Origin of the sequence: Oligoflexus sp., from assembly GCF_035638955.1 — a bacterium.
GTDB lineage: Bacteria > Bdellovibrionota_B > Oligoflexia > Oligoflexales > Oligoflexaceae > Oligoflexus.
The window spans coordinates 37492-56483 of sequence record NZ_DASQYZ010000132.1 but is presented as its reverse complement, the minus strand read 5'-3'; the positions used below and the strand labels follow the sequence as shown (position 1 = coordinate 56483).

Sequence of the window (18992 nt, the reverse complement as noted above, 5' to 3'; positions counted from 1 at the left end):
CCGCCAAAATTAAAAACGTCTTTACACTTCTTGCCAACAGTATCAAGTTACTGGCGAGAGATAAAGACGCTTTGTAGTTTTGGTATGTATTATTTACGCAGGCCAAGTTCTGTAATGAGGTTCTTGTATGCGCTGGTATCTTTGTTCTTCAGATACGTGAGGAGACGCTTGCGCTGGCCAACAAGTTTCATCAGGCCCAGACGCGAGTGATGATCTTTTTCATGAACTTTGAAATGGCCATTTAGCTGCTGCAGACGGCGTGTCAGCAAAGCAATTTGCACTTCAGGAGAAGCAGTGTCGCCGGGTTTCTTGGCGAATTTTTGAACGATTTCGGACGTTTCAGCTTTGCTCAAAGCCATATCAATATCCTTCCTAACTGAGAGCTTATACGCGCTTGATTAGCATAGCCCCGGTTTTCGGGCGATGTAAGCAGGCAAACTACCTATAATGTGCCCGTATTGCAAGAGTCGTCTTGTATAGGGGGTCGATTTTTCCAACTTTCAACAGATTGTGGGCTTATTTTTAATGATTTCTCACAAAATTCCGATACTATTTTAGGAATTGACAAAACTCCGTTGTTTTGTCATAAAACGCCACTGCTACACGGTAATGATGACTTCCTTTTGATAAGCTGTTGTTCCCCGCTGCGCTGGTTCCCTGACAAACATTCTCGGTAACGAGAAGGAGACGGTGATGAGCTTTCCAGCCGGCTACAAAGTAGTCCATAAAACTCACGGGGTAGGCGAAATTCAAGGAATTGAAAGCCTCACAATGGGTGGTCAATCGCAGGAATATTACATCCTGAAAATATTGGCTACAGGAATGATGGTAAGATTTCCGAAAATTAACACGCCTCATGTCATCCGTGAATTGGTCAGCGATGACGATATCGCGCGTATCTTTGCGATTCTCGGTCAACCGCCAAAGACCTACTCGGCAATCTGGAATCGACGTAAGAAAGAGTTTACCGACAAGATCCGTTCCGGGTCCTTGTTTGAAATTGCCGAAGTCCTGCGGGATCTTTCCGGCAAGGATCGTTTGCGCCAGCCTTCGTATGGTGAAAAGGAAATGATCGACCGAGCCAAGGCTCGCCTCGTCAGTGAGATTTCTGCTGCCAAGAGTCGTATCCCGGGTGAAGTCGAGCTTGAACTCGATGAGGCCTTGGAATCGAAATCCCGAGCAAGCTCTTGATACCTTGCCACCAACCGTAGTATTCCAAAAGCATGTGCGGAATGCTTTGTCAGGTTGGGCCTTAAATTATGCAGATCATCAATGTGATGGCTTCCAGTATCGACGGCCGCATCGGCCTTCACGATCGTGAGGGTGATGCGGAACGTCAATCCGTAGGTCTATCCAGCCAGGCCGATCAGAAACATTTGCGCGCCCAAATTGCAGCAGCTGATGCGATCATCGTCGGCGCCACCAGCGTTCGCGCCAATGGCGAATGTCTTGATCATCCCGGACGATTGGGAACAGCACCAGCCTGGTACATTTTTGCCCAGCACCCTCTGCCTCTTTCGATTCCTTTTTGGAAGCAGACCCACATACCCCGATTTTTGATCTCGCCTCAGGCTCTGCCGATGCCTGCAGGAAGTGGTGTGCAAAACCTGGTTTTTGGCCACCATGATCCCGCGGTTTTTTTGCATCACCATCTTGCGACTCGTCAGCACGAACAATGTCTGCTGTTCGGCGGCGGTATTATCAACAATTGGTTTTATCGACAAAACCTGGTCGATGAACTGCGTTTGACCCTCGCCCCCCTCGTCATCGGACAATCCTCCGCGCCTTTTCTTGTTGCGCCTGAACTCCTTCAGAAAGTCAATTTTTCCCTGCTTGCTTCCCACAGCGAGGAAAGTTTTGTATTCTTAAGGTATAAGGTCACCCAATCCTGACCTAAATCCCGTTCTGTTGCGTCATGAAGGAGTCCTAATGGGCCTCAGGATTCGCACTAACGTCCAGTCGCTCACCGCGCAGCGAAACATGGGCCTGTCCAATCAAAAGGTCAGTAGCCATATGGAAAAACTGTCGTCGGGTTATCGTATTAATAAGGCGGCTGATGATGCAGCGGGACTTGCAATCTCTGAAAATTTGAATGCAGACATCCGATCCCTGGCCCAGGCACGCCGGAACGCAAATGATGCTGTTTCGATGCTGCAGGTGGCGGAAGGCAGTTTGGAGGAAGTGACCAGTATCGTCACGCGCCTCAAGGAACTTTCCGTGCAAGCCGCATCGGATACCGTCGGTGGGCAGGAACGCGAATTCCTGAACCGCGAATTTATGCAGCTCAAGGATGAAGTGGATCGGATCGTGCTTTCCACAGAATTCAACGGAACCCGGCTTTTGATCGGTAACGGAGATGTGGATCCCTCGCTGCTGGAAAGTCATAACCAGTTTCCCTTGGAAATGCAGATCGGCAAAGATTACATCACGCCGCCTGACTCCCTGGAATCACGCAATCCTGTGAACATCATCCGGCTTGATTTCAGCAAAATGAATGCGGCCACGGAAGGTGAAAACTCGCTCGACCTCGGCAGTGCCGGGAATGAGGCGGGCACGCGGATTGACAATAAAATCGATGCTCAGAATTCGATGGCCAAGGTTGATGCCGCGCTTGGAAAAATCGCCTCCTACAGGGCCACGATCGGTGCGGTTCAGAACCGTCTGGGATCCACCGAACGAAACCTGGGCGTGTCGATCGAAAACCTCTCGGCGGCTCGATCCCGTATCCGCGATGCGGACTTCGCCTATGAAACCGCAGAATTCACGCAGGGCAATATCCTTCTGCAGGCTGGCGCCTCGGTTCTTTCCCAGGCCAACAAACTGCCACAGGTCGCCCTCAACCTCCTGCAAAACCTCGGCTAATACAACCCCATGGTGGCCCTCACGATTCTGTGAGGGTCCTGGTCTTGCCTCCACCCTTGGCCCTGGTGTATAGGGCCAAACAGGGAGGGAGCGCGCATGGACACACCACGCCTCTATATCACAGCTGCCGATCTCATCAGTCCTGCGGGCTGGGGGTCTCACGTTCATTTGGACGGGCTCCTGAGCGATCGCTGTTTCCTGCAAAACGAGGCCGGAACTCTGCAGGGACGCCTGCCCGAAAAGGTGCGTGAGGCTTTACATAGGGCCGCTGACGAGAAGGGCCTCAAACATCAGGATCCCCTCACGCGTCTGGCCGTGCTTCTGGTACGCTCCCTGGCCGAAAAAAGCCGCATTGCCCCGGATTTTGGCGTGATCTTTGGATCTTCGCGTGGTCCGACCCATCTTTTGGAATCCTCCATCATCGATCATCACGAGCAAAAAAGATTGTCGCCTCTGACCAGCCCGACGACGACAGCCAGCTCGCTCTCGGCAGCTGTCGCGCGTGAATTGGGTCTGGAAGGTCCTTCTTTATTTATTTCCGCGGCCTGTTCCACCGGTTTACATGCGGTGATTCAGGCGGCTGGTTCCATACGCCTTGGACTGGCCAAAGGCATGATCGCCGGTGGAGCGGAGTTTTCGAATACGGATTACACGCTGGAGATTTTGCAGGCGGCCCGGGTTTATGCGGATCACGATGACAACGAATATCCCTGCCGACCCGGAGCGGATGATCGCGGCGGCATGGTGCTGAGCGAAGGCGCGGCCGCGGTGGTGATCGATTCTGATCCCTGGATGATGCCTTTAGGCGAGCTCGTGGGCTGGGGAGCGGCGACGGAAAAATCCACGTTAACCGGCATTTCCTCGGACGGTGCGGTGCTGGTCAAAGCCATTCGCCAGGCTTTGGATATTGCGCAGCTGGAGGCCACGGATATTGATCTGATCGTGGGTCATGGAGCCGGCACGAAAAAAGGCGACGCTGCAGAACTCGCTGCGTATGAACAGATCTTTAACGAATCCGTACCGATCGTCTTTCATAAATGGATGTATGGTCACATGCTGGGTGCCTCGGCCTGTGCAAGTCTTATCCTCGGTATGTATCACTTGAATCAGGGTGTGGTTCCACCGCATCCCTATCTTAACTTTGGTGATCCCCGAAGGGCCGAAAGGCGTCTTTCCGGTCAGCGTCACCTGCTCGTCACCGCGCTCGGTTTTGGCGGCAATGCTGCAGCACTTATCGTCAAAAACCCCGCACTGAGTCAGGTTTAAGGCGGCAGCGCTCTGACGCTCAGAAGTCAGGGCCTTGACAGCCGGCAATTTCAGCCTTGCTCAAACTCTGACGCGAGCTTTGGTCTTTTGCTGAAGAGCCGTTGATACGCAAGCTCTTCCCGTCATTCCTCGAAATACTTTCTTCATGCATGGTCCGTGGTCCACTTATTGCTTTTCATTCCTTGAGTGCAAAGTAGAGGTGGGACGTTATGCTAAAGAATATTTACACGCCATTGGCCGGAGCGCTCTCGCAGGAACGAGCTCTCGAGATGATCGCCAACAATCTGGCGAACGTCAACACGGTTGGTTTTAAAGGCGACAACGTAACCTTTACGCTCCAGAAACCTGAGCCCTATAAAAACTATCCCGATCCTTTGCCACCTGCGAATTTCAAGCAGGATATGAGCGAAGTTTTTCCGTTGCGCGGTAACGAAATGTCCTATGTGGGTGTCGCAGCCATGCATAAGGATATGGCCCAGGGCCCGGCCATCACCACTCATAATCCTTATGATCTGATGCTGGAAGGTCAGGGTTTTCTCTCGGCTCAGACGCCTGATGGTCTGCGTTATACCCGGGCCGGTGATCTGACTGTTTCCCAGGACGGCGTGTTGGTCACCAAGCAGGGTGATCCGGTGCTGGGTGAGAAGGGTCTGATTTACGTGCGCGGGACTCAATTTGAAGTGAACAATCGCGGCGAAATCTTTCAGGATGGCCAGTTGATGGACCGCCTGAAGATCGTCAATTTCAATAACGCGTCGGACAGTCTGGAACGCGTTGGCAACAACTACTATCAGTATGCAGGCCGTGCCGAAGATATTCAGCCAGCCCGCTCGACGACGATCCGTCAGGGATTTTTGGAAGGTTCCAACGTGAACGCGATCAAAAATCTGACTGGTATGATCGTGGCCCATCGCTCGTATGAAGCTTATCAGAAAGCGGTGTCGAACTATGATCAGATGATGGAAAAGTCGTCTAACGCTATCGGTGACGTGAGAGCCTAATCCAGGCAAGGAGTATGAATTATGATGCGTTCCCTTTTTACCGCCGCAACGGGTATGGAATCCCAGCAGGTAACCATCGATACCATTTCCAACAACCTGGCCAACGTTAACACCACGGCGTTTAAACGTTCGCGGGCGAATTTCCATGACCTGCTTTATCAAACATTGAAAGCACCTGGACAGAATTCGACCGCAGGAACCGTGGTTCCGACCGGGATTCAAATCGGTGCCGGTTCGCGGATCTCGTCCGTGGAAAAAATGTTCAATGAAGGCGCCATCCGCGTCACGAACAAAACCACAGACCTTATGATCGAAGGCCAGGGTTTTTTCCGTGTGCAGAAGGATGACGGCAGCGTCGCCTTCACCCGTGACGGCAGCTTTAAGATCGACAATACCGGTCGCATTGTGACCTCCGAAGGTTTCCCACTGATCCCGGAAATCGTGGTTCCGGAAAACGTCACAAGTGACAAGATGCATGTCGGCCTCGACGGAACCGTGACGGTGCGGGTTGGCAATGAATCCCAGGACATCGGTCAGATCGTGCTGGCTAACTTTGTGAACCCCACGGGACTCGAATCGCTGGGACGCAACCTTTATGCGAACACCCCAGCCAGCGGCGAGCCGCTGCAGGGTCAGCCCAATACTCAAGGGTTTGGCCGGATTGGTCAGGGCGAACTGGAAGCCTCGAACGTCAACATCGTCGAGGAAATGGTCAACATGATTTCTGGTCAAAGAGCTTATGAAATCAACTCCAAGGTGATTCAGACTGGCGATCAGATGCTGCAGCAAACCAATAACATTCGCTGATACTGGATGGCCATGAGACTTAGTCTTTTCATCCTTCTTTTGACCTTCGCCTCGGTGGCTCATGCTGCCGAGCCGGTTCCCGTTTCAGCGCTCTATGGTCAGGGTTCATCCTCGCAGACCCCAACTCTACCACTGACTTTGCAGAGCACGGTTACGGTCCAGGAACTGAACGAAATCAAGCGCGCCCGTGTCTATGTCCAGGACATTGCCACCTGCCAGGGTTCCATTCTCCTTTGCCGCGATATCCTCGCCATTGATCTGGGACCCAGTCCCAAGGCTGGCCAGGAAAAATCCCTGACCGAAGCCGATCTGCGCAAAGCTCTGGATTTGGAATTGCCCCAGCAAAAGGTGGACATTCATGTTCCACAGCGGATTCGTTTGGTGGCTACGGCGTTGCCGGTCGATCCTTTGCGCATTCGCGAGCAGGTGGACATCAGGCTGCCCGAGCTCGAAGGGCCTTATCGTTTTACCTTGAACAATGTACGCGTACCGGTCGGCTTGCGTCTGCGGCATGACAATTACCGCATTGAGTTCCCCAGCTGGAAACAGGATTTCAGTTTTATTCAGCAGAATCCGCGATGCGCTTTGGTGAACGTGATGGTGCGACTCGTCGATCAGGAACCAGGCAGCAGCGAACAGTTTGATCTGACCGTGCAGGTCGTTCTGCGCGCCGAAGTGCAGGCCGCAGTGGTAACCAAAGCCATGGATCGAGGTCTGCTCATCAATCCCGAATCGGTAGCCTTTCAATGGGTGCCTTATCAGGAAAACGTGGTGCGCGATGCCGCATCGCTTGCAAAGCAGCTTTTGCGTTCGACCGTACGTCCCGGCCAGGTGCTTCGCCTTTACGACTTAAGCCGTGATCCTGATGTGAAACGTGGAGAACGTGTGGAAGCTTCGGTCGTTTCAAATGGTGTCAAAATGAATAGCGCGGCTCAGGCCTTGGAATCGGCCGCGATTGGACAACGCATCCGCGTGCAGCTCGACACGACGAAACGTCAGGTTATGGCTATCGTCACAGGACCTTCAAAGGTCGAGGTACACATGCCATGAGAAGTTTGTGTATGATATTGGTTACAACATTATTAGGTGCCTGCCAATCAGGTGTGTTTCCGATCTCGCAAAGGGAGTATCTCAGTGAGAAGGAAGGAAAATCTCCCCATCTGGGTCATCGACGACCTGTTGAGGAGAAATCAGAATCAGCTCCAGAAATCTACGTTAAAAGAGAAAGCCTTGCAGTTGTTCCTAAAGAAACCCAAAACTTCACAGGTTCTCTCCTATCACTGAAAAGAGCCGAAAACTCTCTGTTTATGGAGCCCGCGCGCGGTGCCGTCGGCGAGACTTTGGATGTCGTTGTCCAGGTCAATCGCAGTGAAGGCGCCGCCAAACCCGCTTCAACGCCTGCCGCTCCTGCTGCAGGCGCTGCTCCTGGAGCGCCCGGTAAAGGTCCCCAGGATGAGTTGATCGCTGCTCTGCCGAAGCTGGAACCTGAGGATAAAACCCCGAAGGTCCCATCGGTCATCAAAATGCGCGTTCTGCGCAAACTTGAAAATGGTGATGTCATCGTCGAAGCGACGCGTGCCAGCACGAATGAATGGGATGCCAACTCCATTCGAGCGGTTTCCCGTATTCCGCGCGCCCGGCTTGCCAGTAATCAACCGCTTGCCACCACGGATCTGGTGGATGTGGATTGGTATGAGCAGCAGGGTGCGAATACGATCGAGCGCGAATCATCAGGCTGGGAAGATGAATATACGCTGCGCTGGGCCGGCTTCGAAGAGGCACGTTCAAAAACCGCGATTGACCTGGAAAACAAGCGCAAGGATTTGCAGAAGGTCAAAGACCGTTTGCAGGATCGCATCGTGAATATGAGCAAAGAGCGTGGGCAGATCGCTCAGGAGCGCGAACGTGTGCGCAAATTGCGTGAGGAAGCCGAGCAAAAGTTGACCGAACTCAATCGCAAGGTTTCCGAACAAACCGGACTTATCGAACAGCAGAAAGATACCATCACCAAACAGCAGGCGCTTTTGGATGAAGTTTCCAGCAATCCGGAGAAAGCGCAGAAATCTGCTGCGCCTAAAGCTGAAAAAGCCAATCCACCCGCCGAGGCTCCGCAATGAAAAGCATACTGCGATCACCAAGAGTTTTCCTTTGGATCGTTCGCTTCATTCTGATCGTACTCACCACACCGGTGGCCTTGGGTCAGGCAGTTCGTATTAAAGATATCGCCAACCTGCGTGGTGATCGCACCAACAGTTTGATCGGTTTCGGTCTGGTCATTGGCCTGAATAAAACCGGAGATTCTCCGGCCACGGTCACAACCAATAAAGCCATGGTGACCCTTCTGAGCCGTCTGGGAATGACGCCGGACAATCCTCAGGTTGCCACTCAGTCCGCGGCCGCTGTCGTGGTCACAGCAGACCTGCCGGCCTTTGCCAACATCGGCGATCGCATCGACGTGCGATTGTCCACGATTGCGGATGCCACCAGCCTTGCCGGCGGTACCTTGCTGATGACCCATTTAAAAGCCGGTGACGGTGAAGTTTATGCAGTGGCGGAAGGCGCGATCGTGGTCGGTCAGGCCAATGGCAAAGGTGCCAGAATTTTGACAGTGGCGCGTATTGCTGATGGTGGTACGATTGAAAAAGAGTTCACACCGGCTTTGGTGAAGAACAATGCGATTGATCTGAACTTGCGCCAGCCCGACTTTACGACCAGTGATCGGGTGAGCCAGACCATCAACCAACACTTCCGCATGTTCATTGCCAAGTCCTTGAACGCGGCGCATGTCAAGGTTGAGGTGCCAGACGACTACCAAACAAAACTGACCTCATTCATTGCCGAGATCGAAGGCTTAACCGTGGAACCGGATCAGAAGGCGGTGGTCATCGTCAATGAAAGAACCGGAACGGTGGTGATGGGGGGGGATGTTAAAATCAGTGATGTCGTGGTATCTCATAATGGGCTTAGTATTGAAGTCGGTGCCGGCAAGAATGCAAAGAAAGAAAGTGTGGTTCCTGTTCAGGGCACGACCATCGGCGATCTGGTCAAAAGTCTGAACCAGATGGGTGTGAAGCCTGAGGACCTTGTGAGTATTTTGCAGTCGCTGCATGCGTCGGGCGCGCTGAAAGCAGACATCAAACTCCTGTGAGGCGGTCATGGCAGGTATCGATAAGCTCGGCAACTATGCGATGGAATCCGCTGATTTCGATAGGTTTTCCAAGGTTAATCAAAAAACCCCGGACAACGTCGACGCCATTAAAAAATTAGCGGACGAGTTTGAAGGTATTTTTCTCGAAATCGTGTTAAAATCGATGCGAGAGACGGTCGACAAATCGCAGTTTATCGATGGCGGCAACGGCGAGCAGATTTTTCAATCCATGCTCGACTCAGAATACGCCAAGAATCTTGCGAGTCAACGGACCACTGGGCTTGCGGTTTCCATCGAACAGCACCTGCTGGGTATGATGGGTGAGTCCAAGGCATCGGATGCCATGCAGAAAGCTTTAGGCAAAGCCCAGTATGAAAAGGCCAAGTAACGGGGAGGGAGTTCCATGGATAGTACAAAAGTGGGCCCAGGCGTCGCTTCAGGTTTGACCAACAACGCTCCCGTTCAGAAATCCAAAGGGGTTCAGAAGGACCTCGATAAACTCGTTCAAAATAGGGAAGGCACTGACAAAGCCGACTTTAACGTGAACATTTCCGCCAAATCCAAGGAGATGGCGGAAGCGCGAACGAAAGCTCTCGATATCGCGAAAAACACCTCGGATATTCGCGGAGAAAAAGTCGCCGAATTGAAGCGTCGCATCGATGCCGGCGAATACAAAGCTGATGCTGGTCAGATCGCTGACGGCATGATGCGCGAAGCCATTCGCGATGAACTAGCCAAAAATCCCCCGGAAATGTGAAATCTTTTGGAATGTCGCCATAGGCCTGGCATGAGCGCCGGGTTTTTCAGAATCCGCAAGTTCATGGAGGATGTCCGGAACGCGGATAAATTGAGGGTGATATGACCCCGGACATTCTTGTAAAAAAAATGGAAGCGCTCGGGCGTACCTGCCAGCAGCTACAGGGGACCCTGACGTCCTTTGATGGAGTGCTGGAACGGGAAAACGATGCGATTCGCCGGTCTGATATTCATGAGCTTGAAGGCATCACCCAGGAGAAGGTGGCCTTTGGTCAGGCTGTGGAAGACAAGGCCCAAAAAATCCGCAAATCCATCGATGAATTGGCGGCTTTCCTGCAGCTTGCGCCGCAGAATGAAGCCATTCAACTGGAAGACATCCTCGATCAGCTGCAGAAGAATCTGGCCGGTCCCATGGATGCTGCCCTGGCGAAACTCGCCGAACAGATTCAGGCGCTCGCTGCCGAACGTCAGCGCATCTTTCCAAAAATCGAAGCCAATGCCTACCTGGTGAAGAAGCTTTTGCAGTATCACCGGGAAACCTACATCTTCTGGCAGGCCGTCGCCAGCGAGTCGGAAGCCGTCTATGGTAAATCCGGTAAAGCGGTGATGGCTCCGAAAAAGTCCATCCTCTCTGTGAGGACTTGATTTATGGGTGGACTGTTTCACACTCTGAACGTGGGTGCAGAATCGCTCTATGCGAGTCGTCAGGGTGTGGACACGACAGGCCACAACATTGCCAATGCTCAAACCGAAGGCTTCTCGCGGCAGCGGGTGAACCTGGAACAAAGGCATCCCTCGGAAACGCGCGGGGTTTTGATCGGGAACGGGGTGTTTGTGAAAAACATCACGCGCGCTCACGATAGCTTTCTGGAAAAGCAGATCAACGACACCAACCAAAATCTGGGTCAGAGCACGGCCCGCTTCGAATCGATGAAGCCGCTGGAAGGGATCTACAGTCCCGAGCTCAATAACACCATGTCGAATGAACTCGATCGCTTCTTCAACTCACTCCAGGATCTTAGCAACTTTCCCGAAGAACTTACGGTTCGAACCGCTGTGCGCGAAAACGCCCAGAACCTGGTCAACTCCTTCCGTCGGATCGATTCCAGCTTAAAAATGCAGCGTGAGGACATCAACCTCCGCATCGGCGGCGAGGTCGGGGAAGTCTCCACGCTCCTGCAGGAAATCGCCAAACTGAATATCGCGATTAAGACCGCTGAAACCACCGCGAATCCCGAGGTCAGTGACCTTTTGGATCAGCAGGATCGCATGCTCCGCGATCTGACCCAACGGATCGATGTGAACTATTACCGCGGTGAGCACGGCATGGTGGTGGTGCGTGGTCCCCAGGAAACCCTTCTGGTCGACCGAGGATATCCGGCCCGTTTTGAAGTCATGACCCGGGGTGATGGATCCAATCTTCATGATGTGGTGGTCCTTGATGGAGCCTCGCATCAACCGACGGTTGTGACGGAAGCCAATAAAAGAGGGCGGCTCGCGGGTCTGATTCAGGTCCGTGATCACGTCATCCCGCAGATGTTGGAACATAACAACGAAATGGCTCGAACCTTTGCTGATCAGATGAACTCGATCCATCAGCAGGGTTTTGGTATCAAAGATTTTAAGGAAACAACCGGTCGTAATTTCTTTACCTTGGGCGACGATCGTGCGGCTGCTGCCGCAAACATCCGTTTGGATGGTATGATCGAAGAGAGCACTGATGCGATTTCCGTTGCCTCATCACCCAATGCGCCGGGTGATAACGTGATGGTCAATCAAATGCTTCGGCTGAAGGAAAAAAAGGTCATGGGCGAGGGGCGATCCACCCTGCAGGACTATTACGCAAGTTACGTCGGTGGATTTGGTCTGGATCTGGTCCGCTCGGAGCAGGTGAAAAAGGCTGATGATACGCTGACCCAGAATTTGAGCGCGCGCCGTGAAGCGATTTCAGGCGTATCGATGGACGAGGAAGCCACCAATCTCCTCAAGTGGCAGGCAAACTTCACCGCCTCGTCCAAGGTGATTACCACGATTGATGAAATGTTGGATACCGTGTTGCAATTGAAACGCTAGGGTTTAAACCATGCGTATTTCGGATCGACAGCGCTATGAGATGGCCAACGCCCGCGTGGATTCCGCGAAGGGCGATAATGCCAACATGCTCGAATTGCTTTCGACCCAGAAACGTATCAATCGCGTTTCCGATGACCCGATCGGTATGGGGCAGGCGCTTAAACGCAAGAATCAGATCAGCAACTACGATCAGTTCATTAAAAACATCGATTTCTCCAAAGGCTATTTGGAGCGGACTGAGGCGGCTCTGCAAGGCATCAACGAAAATTTGATGCGAGCCAAGGAACTGTCGGTGACCCTGGCCAACGCCACGTACGGCCCATCCAGTCGCGAAGCGGCATCCCGGGAACTGCGCGAGATCATCGAGGGCGTGGTTTCCCTGGCCAACTCCGCCTACGGCAACCGCTATATCTTTGGTGGTTTTCGGACCCAGACACCTCCAGTTAATCGTGAAGGTGGTTTCATGGGGGATGATGGTGCCATCTTCCTGCAGGTTGATGACGGCACGTTCCGCCAGATCAATCTGCAGGCCCGCAATCTCTTTGAGCCCAGTGCGGATGAGCGGGAAAAAGGCCACTTCGGTATGGTGCATACCCTGCAAATTCTAACGGATTCGCTGCAAAGCAATGATGTTCAAGGCATTCAGGTAGCGATGGAAGAGCTCGATTTTCAGATGGATAAGACGTCGAGCTATCAGGCGACGCTCGGCGCCATACACAATGCTGTCGATGAAACCTCGAAAAAGCTGGAGCTGACCCGGGAATTGACGCAAGTGGACCTCTCGCGGATCGAGGATGCGGATACCTATCGGGCCGCGTCGGACTTCAAGAGAACCGAGAGTGTTTTGCAGAGCACACTGATGGCTTCGAATAAGCTTTTGCAGCCATCATTGATGAATTTCATGCAGTAAGACAGATTAAGTTATCGCGCCTCATGCCAGGGAGGGTTTAAAGGTGCTTGTTCTAACGCGAAAGGTCGGTGAGGGAATCTCGATCGGCGACGACATCAAAATCGTGGTCATGCAAATCAAAGGCAAACAGGTCCGTCTTGGCATCAAGGCGAGTCCCAGCACCGTGGTGCACCGCGAGGAAGTCTATCAAAGAATCCAGGATGAAAATCGGCAAGCTTCCACGACCGACGTTGTCAGCGTGGAGCAGGCTGCGGAAATATTTGGGGAAACCGACAAGCAGAACACGGCGTCACCTTTGAAGAAAGTGACCCGCGTCGCCAGGAAACCCGACCCCAAAAAGTCCTAAGACTGAAGCCTTGTTGCGCTGATAAAGTTAGGCTACACTAATAGAACGACCCTACGTGCGAGTGATACCAACCGAGGAGACAGAGCCTTGATCAAGGTTAAGACCACCAGGTTCGGGGATATAGAGATCGATGAGAAGGACGTGATCACCCTTCCCTCCGGCATCATCGGTTTTCCCGAATTGAAACAGTACGTGCTCCTGGATCATGATCAGGATTCGCCCTTCAAATGGCTGCAATCGCTCGATGACGGGGCTATTGCCTTTGTCATGATCAATCCCATGCTCTTCAAGCCTGACTATTTGGTTGAGGTCAATGAAGCGGAAGTTGGGGACCTTGATATTGAGACGGAAGAGGACGCTGTGGTTTCGGTGATCATCACCATGCCCAGCGACCCCCAGAAAATGACGGCCAACCTCAAGGCACCCGTGATTTTCAATCTGAAGAATCGCAAGGGTCGGCAGGTGATTCTGAACAATTCAGAATATACGACCCGTCATAATATTATGGAAGAGATGCGCAAGCACTCGGCCAATACCGAGCAGCAGACTCTGCAGAACGTCATCGACCAGGCGCGCGAGCAAAAAGCCGAGCCTCATGTCGGCAAAGTCGAAAAGAAATAAGCCTCAATTCAGGGGGGAGCCATCTCCCTGATTCCCATCTCCCTCGTGACTCTCCCAGCTTCGATACAAACGCAAAATATGTTGAAAGACGGCCTGGGGCCTTGTGCTGTGCAGGCGATGTTTATCGATGCGGCTGACGGGGAAGGGTCCCCTTAGACTTGATGTGACAAAGCCTTCGTCAAAGCGCGGCAATTCATCACTCGTGATGCTGCGTTCCGTCACTGGTATCTGGCTCCGCCTCAAAAGCTCCATGACCCGTGCCCGCGTGATGCCAGGCAGAATGCCAGCGGTCGGCGGTGGGGTTGCGATCTCGACCAGATCGCCTTGCCGGCTGATCAGAAAAATGTTGGCGCTGCCGGCTTCGGTAAATTCGGCATCCGCATTCATCCACAGCACATCATCATAGCCTTCCGCCTGAACTTCGGCCTGAGCCGTGGCTGCATGCAGATAATTTGGCGATTTCAGCTGGGGCCCACGCGGGTTCCATGGATGCTTTTTGGCTTTCAGCTGCAGCCCCATCTCGTATTGGGCAGGGGCAGGCAGGGGCGACGGAAGGCAGTAAATATAGCGGTTCGGCTGCATGCCGGCTTCGATACGCAAGGATGGACTGCTGCCACGAGTGATCATGATCCGCAGAGCACTCTGGGAAAATTTCGTTAAACCAACCAGATGCTCGCATTCAAAGCGCAGCTCCTGATCGGTCCAGGGGAATGCCATGCGACTGATCTCGGCAGCGCGTCGCAGGCGGGCCAGGTGAGCCGCAAAATCAATTAATTTGCCCTCGCGCCCGGCGATCATTTCATAGATGGCATCACCGAACAGAAAACCTCGATCCTGAGCCGGGATAAGGCCTTCAGCCGCCGGAGTTATTTGCCCATTCACGGAAACAAGTCCAGCCATACTTTATCCTTGCTGTTTTTGGCCCCTGGTGCTAGCTAATGCAGGCCCTGTCACGTCACTAAAGCCCTCCAGCATAGACTTGCCAAAAGGAGTCAGCAGAACATGGAAGTCATAACTTCCCAAAATCGGAAAGTCCATCTCATTTCACTAGGCTGCGCACGCAATCGAGTCGATTCTGAAGTGATGTTGGGTTCCATGCTGGCCGACCAATGGTCGGTGACAGATGACGCCGAGGAAGCGGACACCATTATCGTCAATACCTGCGGTTTTATTGAGGCGGCCAAAGAGGAGAGTGTGCAAACCATTCTCGAAGCGGCCGAGATCAAGAAAACCAAACCTGATATGAAACTCGTGGTCGCCGGTTGCCTGACTCAGCGTTATAAAAAACAGCTGGTCGAAGGTCTGCCGGAAGTCGACCTCTTTATTGGCACTGACGAGTTCCCGCAGATTGCCAACTTTTTGAATGAGAATCTGCCGCAAGGAACGGTCAGGGCGAAGCGCACGCATTACCTTTACGACGGTTCGCTGCCCAAGAAAAATACCCTGTCGGCGTCGGCGGCCTATGTGAAAGTTGCCGAAGGCTGTCAGCACAATTGTTCCTTCTGTATCATTCCCGCCATTCGCGGTAAACTGCGGTCCCGTCCCATCCCCAATGTGGTGCAGGAGGTTTCCAACCTAGCGACCCAGGGTGTGAAGGAAATCAATCTGATTGCCCAGGACCTGGCAGCCTATGGTCGTGATTGGGGTGAATCGGATCTTTTGGCTCTGCTGCGTCAGCTGGTCGAGATCGAAGGCATCGAGTGGATCCGTTTGCTCTATGTTTATCCGGAAAACATCAGTGAAGATTTCATCGAATTCTTCGCTACGCATCCGAAAATTTGCAAATACCTCGACATTCCCGTTCAGCATGCGAGCAATGAAATCTTGCAAAAGATGAATCGCGGTGTGACCCGCGAGGATCTGCGCCAGGCTTTTAACCGCTTGCGTGAACGCGTTCCCGGTGTCGCCATTCGGACCTCGGTCATGGTCGGCTTTCCTGGCGAAACGGAAGAGCAGTTTCTGGAATTGAAAGAGTTCGTCGAAGAGATGCGCTTTGAACACCTGGGTTGCTTCATCTACTCCCAGGAAGAAGGCACAGTCGCTGGCCGTATGCCAAATCAAGTTCCCGAGGAAGTCAAAACCCGTCGGCAGGCCGAGATCATGGAACTGCAAAAGGAACTGTCCCGCGAGAACATGCAGAGATTTGTGGGTCAGACGTTACCGGTTTTGGTGAAGGGTCTTTCCGAGGAATCCGAGCTGCTGGCGGAAGGTCGTCTGTCCATTCAGGCGCCTGAAGTGGACGGCGTGGTTTATATCAATGAAGGCGAATTCAAGCCCGGCACGATCCAAATGGTCCGCATCACTGAGGCCCATGATTACGATCTGGTCGGCCGGATTGTGGACTGAGGAGCGTATGAAGAGTTCAGCATCAGAACCGACCTATGTTTTTTCGGAAGCCGAAGCGAAAGCGAAAAGTCCTCTGGCAGGCGAATTTTTGGATGAACGCGGCCGTTTGAATGGAATTGTCAACGAAGCTGACAATAAACTCCTGAAGCGGATTTATAACGTCGATCACAACGCCTATCTGGAAGGTGCCCTGCCGGCCAAAACCAAGGAACTCATGGGGCTGGTGGCTTCCGCGACGTTACGCTGCGATGATTGCATCAATTATCATGTGATTCAGGCTTGGCGTCTCGGCTGCACGCGCGACGAACAGGAGGAATCCATCAACGTCGCCACCGTGGTCGGTGGCACGATTGTCATCCCTCATCTGCGTCGTGCCTATGCACTTCTGCAGGAACTCTACAGCTGATGATTAAAAGCGTAGGACAGTCCACTGCGCTTCCAGACCGGACAGGCGCGGCATTTTCTGTTCAGTGGCGAGCAATGTCGGGGCGGGTTGGCCCATTTCGTAGCCGGTGAAAACCGGTGAGAAAATCAAATACGATCCAATCAGGCTGCCGCCGATGAAACCGACCGAAGCCCCGATGGCGACGAAGCGCAAATTCTGGTCCGGCTTGGCCTGGAAGCTCAAAAGAGCAGCGCCAAATGCGGCACCAAACGCGGTTCCGTAACCGGCGGTGACAAAGAGGTCCTGGAAACGTTCTTCGGTCGAAACCATTTGAGCACGCGCGGGAGACGAAGCGGTGCTCCACGCTAGGACCGCTAAAGCGGTGAAGGGCACGATGCTTTTCATGGGGCTCTCATCGCTGGATGGGGGTTGTCTGAGCTGGGTATCATCTGCCTTGATTGTATCAAAGAGCGTGCTTTCTGCCTATCCAGGGTGGCCCACGGCCTGAGGGGACGTGCTTTGCAATTGACAAATAAGCAGGAATGGAATATCCAACATTATAAGGAAAAGGCATCTGTTTTCAAATTCGTTTAACCTGCCAATTTCCGTCTATTTTTCTTCACAAAAAAATTGACTTATGCTGAATAAGATATCGATATTGCCTGGAGCTTTTCTCACGGCTTTTTTCCAACCAATAGTTTCAGTTTTACTACCCACCTTAATTTAGAGAGCTATCCAATGACAGAAAGGGAAAAATCGGCAGCGGCGGCAGCTACTAAGAAACGTGCGACAGCTGCAAAAGTCGAAAAGAGCGAACCAGAACAAGCTCTGCCCGAGACTCAACCTGTGACCATCACTCCCAGCATTTCGTCCAACGCCGCGCCCACCACCTCTTCGGGCAGCCAAGGACAGGTTGACATCAACCTTAAGGAGCTGAAAGAACGCAGGATTTCCGATCTGAACAAACTCGCACGTGAACTGGGCGTTGAAGGCTCCAGCAGCATGCGCAAGCAGGATCTTATCTTTGCTTTGCTGCAGGCCCAGTCCGAGCGCGGTGGTGTGATCTACGGTGAAGGTGTGCTCGAAACCCTGCCAGACGGCTTTGGTTTCCTTCGCGCGCCTGACTATAACTATCTGCCAGGTCCTGATGATATTTATGTATCGCCCTCGCAGATTCGCCGTTTCAACCTGAGAACAGGTGATACGGTGTCCGGTCAGATCCGCCCTCCCAAGGATAGCGAACGCTATTTTGCTCTCTTGAAAGTGGAAGCGGTCAACGGTGCGGCTCCGGATCCAGGCTTTGATAAAATCCTGTTCGACAACCTGACCCCGCTGTATCCGATGGAAAAGTTCAAGATGGAAACGGGCGGGAATAATTACTCGACCCGTATCATCGACATCATGTGCCCCATCGGCAAAGGCCAACGCGCCCTGATCGTGGCGCCGCCTCGTACGGGTAAAACGGTTTTGCTGCAAAATATTGCGCACTCGATTGAGAAGAACCATCCGGAAGCCATCCTGATCGTCCTTCTGATCGATGAACGCCCCGAAGAAGTGACGGATATGGAGCGCTCGGTTAAGGGTGAGGTGATTTCCTCAACCTTCGATGAGCCTGCTCAGCGTCACGTCCAGGTGGCGGAGATGGTGATTGAGAAGGCCAAGCGTCTGGTTGAGCACAAGCATGACGTAGTCATCCTGCTCGATTCGATCACACGTCTGGCGCGAGCCTATAACTCTGTGGTACCTCCCTCTGGAAAGATTCTTTCAGGTGGTGTAGATTCCAACGCGCTGCACAAACCAAAAAGATTTTTTGGCGCAGCCAGGAACATTGAGGACGGCGGTTCCTTGACCATTATTGCGACGGCCCTTGTGGATACCGGTTCGCGTATGGACGAGGTGATCTTCGAAGAATTCAAAGGTACGGGTAACATGGAACTCGTTTTGGACCGCAAGCTGGCGGAAAAACGCGTGTTCCCTGCGATGGACATCAACAAGTCCGGAACTCGTAAGGAAGAGCTGCTCTTGCCAAAAGACGTGCTCAACCGCATGTGGATTCTTCGTAAATTGCTGCAGCCTCTGAACACGGTTGATGCTATGGAATTCCTCGTGAACAAGATGGAAAAGACCAACAGCAACCAGGATTTCCTGGAATCGATGAACGGGTAAACGAACGAAGCACCAGCCCATGGGATGCGCGATTGGCGAAGCATCTAGGGCTGGTTTGATGCCGGAAGGAATTGAAGATGAAAAAAGAAATTCACCCCAACTACCAAGTTTCCAAAGTGACCTGCGCTTGCGGCAGCGTTTTTGAAACGCGCTCGGTGAAAAAAGAAATCCACGTCGAGATCTGCAGCGCCTGCCACCCGTTCTTTACCGGTAAGCAGAAGCTGATGGATACCGCCGGCCGTATCGAGAAGTTCAAGAAGAAATACGCTCGCAGCTAGTCTCTGCGCCGCGTTTTGGCAGCCCAA

23 protein-coding genes are annotated in these 18992 nt (G+C 52.8%); 20 read left to right on the top strand and 3 right to left on the bottom strand.

Features of this window, described 5'->3' with window-relative positions; all coding sequences use genetic code 11:
* Positions 1-89: 89 nt before the first annotated feature.
* Positions 90-359, bottom strand: coding sequence for a 30S ribosomal protein S15 (gene rpsO / locus VE954_RS13280; RefSeq protein WP_324953465.1), 270 nt, complete (start codon positions 357-359; stop codon positions 90-92).
* Positions 360-693: 334 nt separating this feature from the next.
* On the opposite strand from rpsO, the gene VE954_RS13275 reads away from it, so the two are divergent.
* From VE954_RS13275 to fliW, 16 genes are all read left to right on the top strand, one after another.
* Positions 694-1191 (top strand): CarD family transcriptional regulator, encoded by a 498-nt coding sequence (locus tag VE954_RS13275; RefSeq protein ID WP_324953463.1) that lies wholly within the window; start codon positions 694-696, stop codon positions 1189-1191.
* 68 nt (positions 1192-1259) lie between these two features.
* Positions 1260-1892: a dihydrofolate reductase family protein gene (locus tag VE954_RS13270; protein WP_324953461.1), complete on the top strand. Its 633-nt coding sequence runs from the start codon at positions 1260-1262 to the stop codon at positions 1890-1892.
* Positions 1893-1929: 37 nt separating this feature from the next.
* On the top strand, positions 1930-2862 hold the full coding sequence (locus VE954_RS13265; RefSeq protein WP_324953458.1) for a flagellin: 933 nt from the start codon (positions 1930-1932) through the stop codon (positions 2860-2862).
* 96 nt (positions 2863-2958) lie between these two features.
* Entirely contained in the window at positions 2959-4128 is a 1170-nt protein-coding gene (locus tag VE954_RS13260) for a beta-ketoacyl synthase N-terminal-like domain-containing protein (protein WP_324953456.1), read from the top strand.
* Positions 4129-4337: 209 nt separating this feature from the next.
* Positions 4338-5129, top strand: a complete 792-nt coding sequence (locus VE954_RS13255) for a flagellar hook-basal body protein (protein ID WP_324953454.1) — start codon at positions 4338-4340, stop codon at positions 5127-5129.
* 21 nt (positions 5130-5150) lie between these two features.
* Positions 5151-5936, top strand: coding sequence for a flagellar basal-body rod protein FlgG (gene flgG, locus VE954_RS13250; RefSeq protein WP_324953452.1), 786 nt, complete (start codon positions 5151-5153; stop codon positions 5934-5936).
* 12 nt (positions 5937-5948) lie between these two features.
* Positions 5949-6986, top strand: a complete 1038-nt coding sequence (gene flgA, locus VE954_RS13245; protein ID WP_324953450.1) for a flagellar basal body P-ring formation chaperone FlgA — start codon at positions 5949-5951, stop codon at positions 6984-6986.
* Between the two features lie 11 nt (positions 6987-6997).
* The gene (locus VE954_RS13240) at positions 6998-8053 is read left to right on the top strand and encodes a hypothetical protein (protein WP_324953448.1); all 1056 of its coding nucleotides are present in this window, start codon (positions 6998-7000) and stop codon (positions 8051-8053) included.
* Entirely contained in the window at positions 8050-9084 is a 1035-nt protein-coding gene (locus VE954_RS13235) for a flagellar basal body P-ring protein FlgI (protein WP_324953446.1), read from the top strand. Before VE954_RS13240 ends, VE954_RS13235 begins: the two co-directional genes overlap by 4 nt.
* A 7-nt stretch (positions 9085-9091) precedes the next feature.
* Positions 9092-9472 carry a rod-binding protein gene (locus tag VE954_RS13230; protein WP_324953444.1) on the top strand — a complete coding sequence of 127 codons (381 nt, stop codon included), beginning with the start codon at positions 9092-9094 and terminating at the stop codon, positions 9470-9472.
* A gap of 15 nt (positions 9473-9487) precedes the next feature.
* Positions 9488-9841, top strand: a complete 354-nt coding sequence (gene flgM, locus VE954_RS13225; RefSeq protein WP_324953442.1) for a flagellar biosynthesis anti-sigma factor FlgM — start codon at positions 9488-9490, stop codon at positions 9839-9841.
* A 101-nt stretch (positions 9842-9942) separates the two neighbouring features.
* On the top strand, positions 9943-10485 hold the full coding sequence (gene flgN, locus VE954_RS13220; protein WP_324953440.1) for a flagellar export chaperone FlgN: 543 nt from the start codon (positions 9943-9945) through the stop codon (positions 10483-10485).
* A gap of 3 nt (positions 10486-10488) precedes the next feature.
* Entirely contained in the window at positions 10489-11913 is a 1425-nt protein-coding gene (flgK, locus tag VE954_RS13215; RefSeq protein WP_324953438.1) for a flagellar hook-associated protein FlgK, read from the top strand.
* A 10-nt stretch (positions 11914-11923) separates the two neighbouring features.
* Positions 11924-12823 (top strand): flagellar hook-associated protein FlgL, encoded by a 900-nt coding sequence (gene flgL / locus VE954_RS13210; protein WP_324953436.1) that lies wholly within the window; start codon positions 11924-11926, stop codon positions 12821-12823.
* Between the two features lie 43 nt (positions 12824-12866).
* The gene (gene csrA / locus VE954_RS43775; protein WP_349263818.1) at positions 12867-13169 is read left to right on the top strand and encodes a carbon storage regulator CsrA; all 303 of its coding nucleotides are present in this window, start codon (positions 12867-12869) and stop codon (positions 13167-13169) included.
* 87 nt (positions 13170-13256) lie between these two features.
* Positions 13257-13790 carry a flagellar assembly protein FliW gene (gene fliW, locus VE954_RS13200; RefSeq protein WP_324953434.1) on the top strand — a complete coding sequence of 178 codons (534 nt, stop codon included), beginning with the start codon at positions 13257-13259 and terminating at the stop codon, positions 13788-13790.
* A gap of 3 nt (positions 13791-13793) precedes the next feature.
* On the opposite strand, the gene VE954_RS13195 is transcribed toward fliW, so the two are convergent.
* On the bottom strand, positions 13794-14690 hold the full coding sequence (locus VE954_RS13195) for an aminotransferase class IV (RefSeq protein WP_324953432.1): 897 nt from the start codon (positions 14688-14690) through the stop codon (positions 13794-13796).
* A 102-nt stretch (positions 14691-14792) separates the two neighbouring features.
* Between VE954_RS13195 and rimO the strand changes: the two genes are divergently transcribed.
* Entirely contained in the window at positions 14793-16136 is a 1344-nt protein-coding gene (rimO, locus tag VE954_RS13190) for a 30S ribosomal protein S12 methylthiotransferase RimO (protein ID WP_324953430.1), read from the top strand.
* 7 nt (positions 16137-16143) lie between these two features.
* Entirely contained in the window at positions 16144-16542 is a 399-nt protein-coding gene (locus VE954_RS13185) for a carboxymuconolactone decarboxylase family protein (protein WP_324953428.1), read from the top strand.
* Between the two features lie 3 nt (positions 16543-16545).
* On the opposite strand, the gene VE954_RS13180 is transcribed toward VE954_RS13185, so the two are convergent.
* Positions 16546-16926, bottom strand: coding sequence for a hypothetical protein (locus tag VE954_RS13180; RefSeq protein ID WP_324953426.1), 381 nt, complete (start codon positions 16924-16926; stop codon positions 16546-16548).
* A gap of 513 nt (positions 16927-17439) precedes the next feature.
* Here VE954_RS13180 and rho point away from each other — a divergent pair.
* Both rho and rpmE read left to right on the top strand, forming a co-directional pair.
* Entirely contained in the window at positions 17440-18687 is a 1248-nt protein-coding gene (gene rho, locus VE954_RS13175) for a transcription termination factor Rho (protein ID WP_324953508.1), read from the top strand.
* 77 nt (positions 18688-18764) lie between these two features.
* Positions 18765-18965, top strand: a complete 201-nt coding sequence (rpmE, locus tag VE954_RS13170) for a 50S ribosomal protein L31 (protein ID WP_324953424.1) — start codon at positions 18765-18767, stop codon at positions 18963-18965.
* Positions 18966-18992 lie beyond the last annotated feature (27 nt).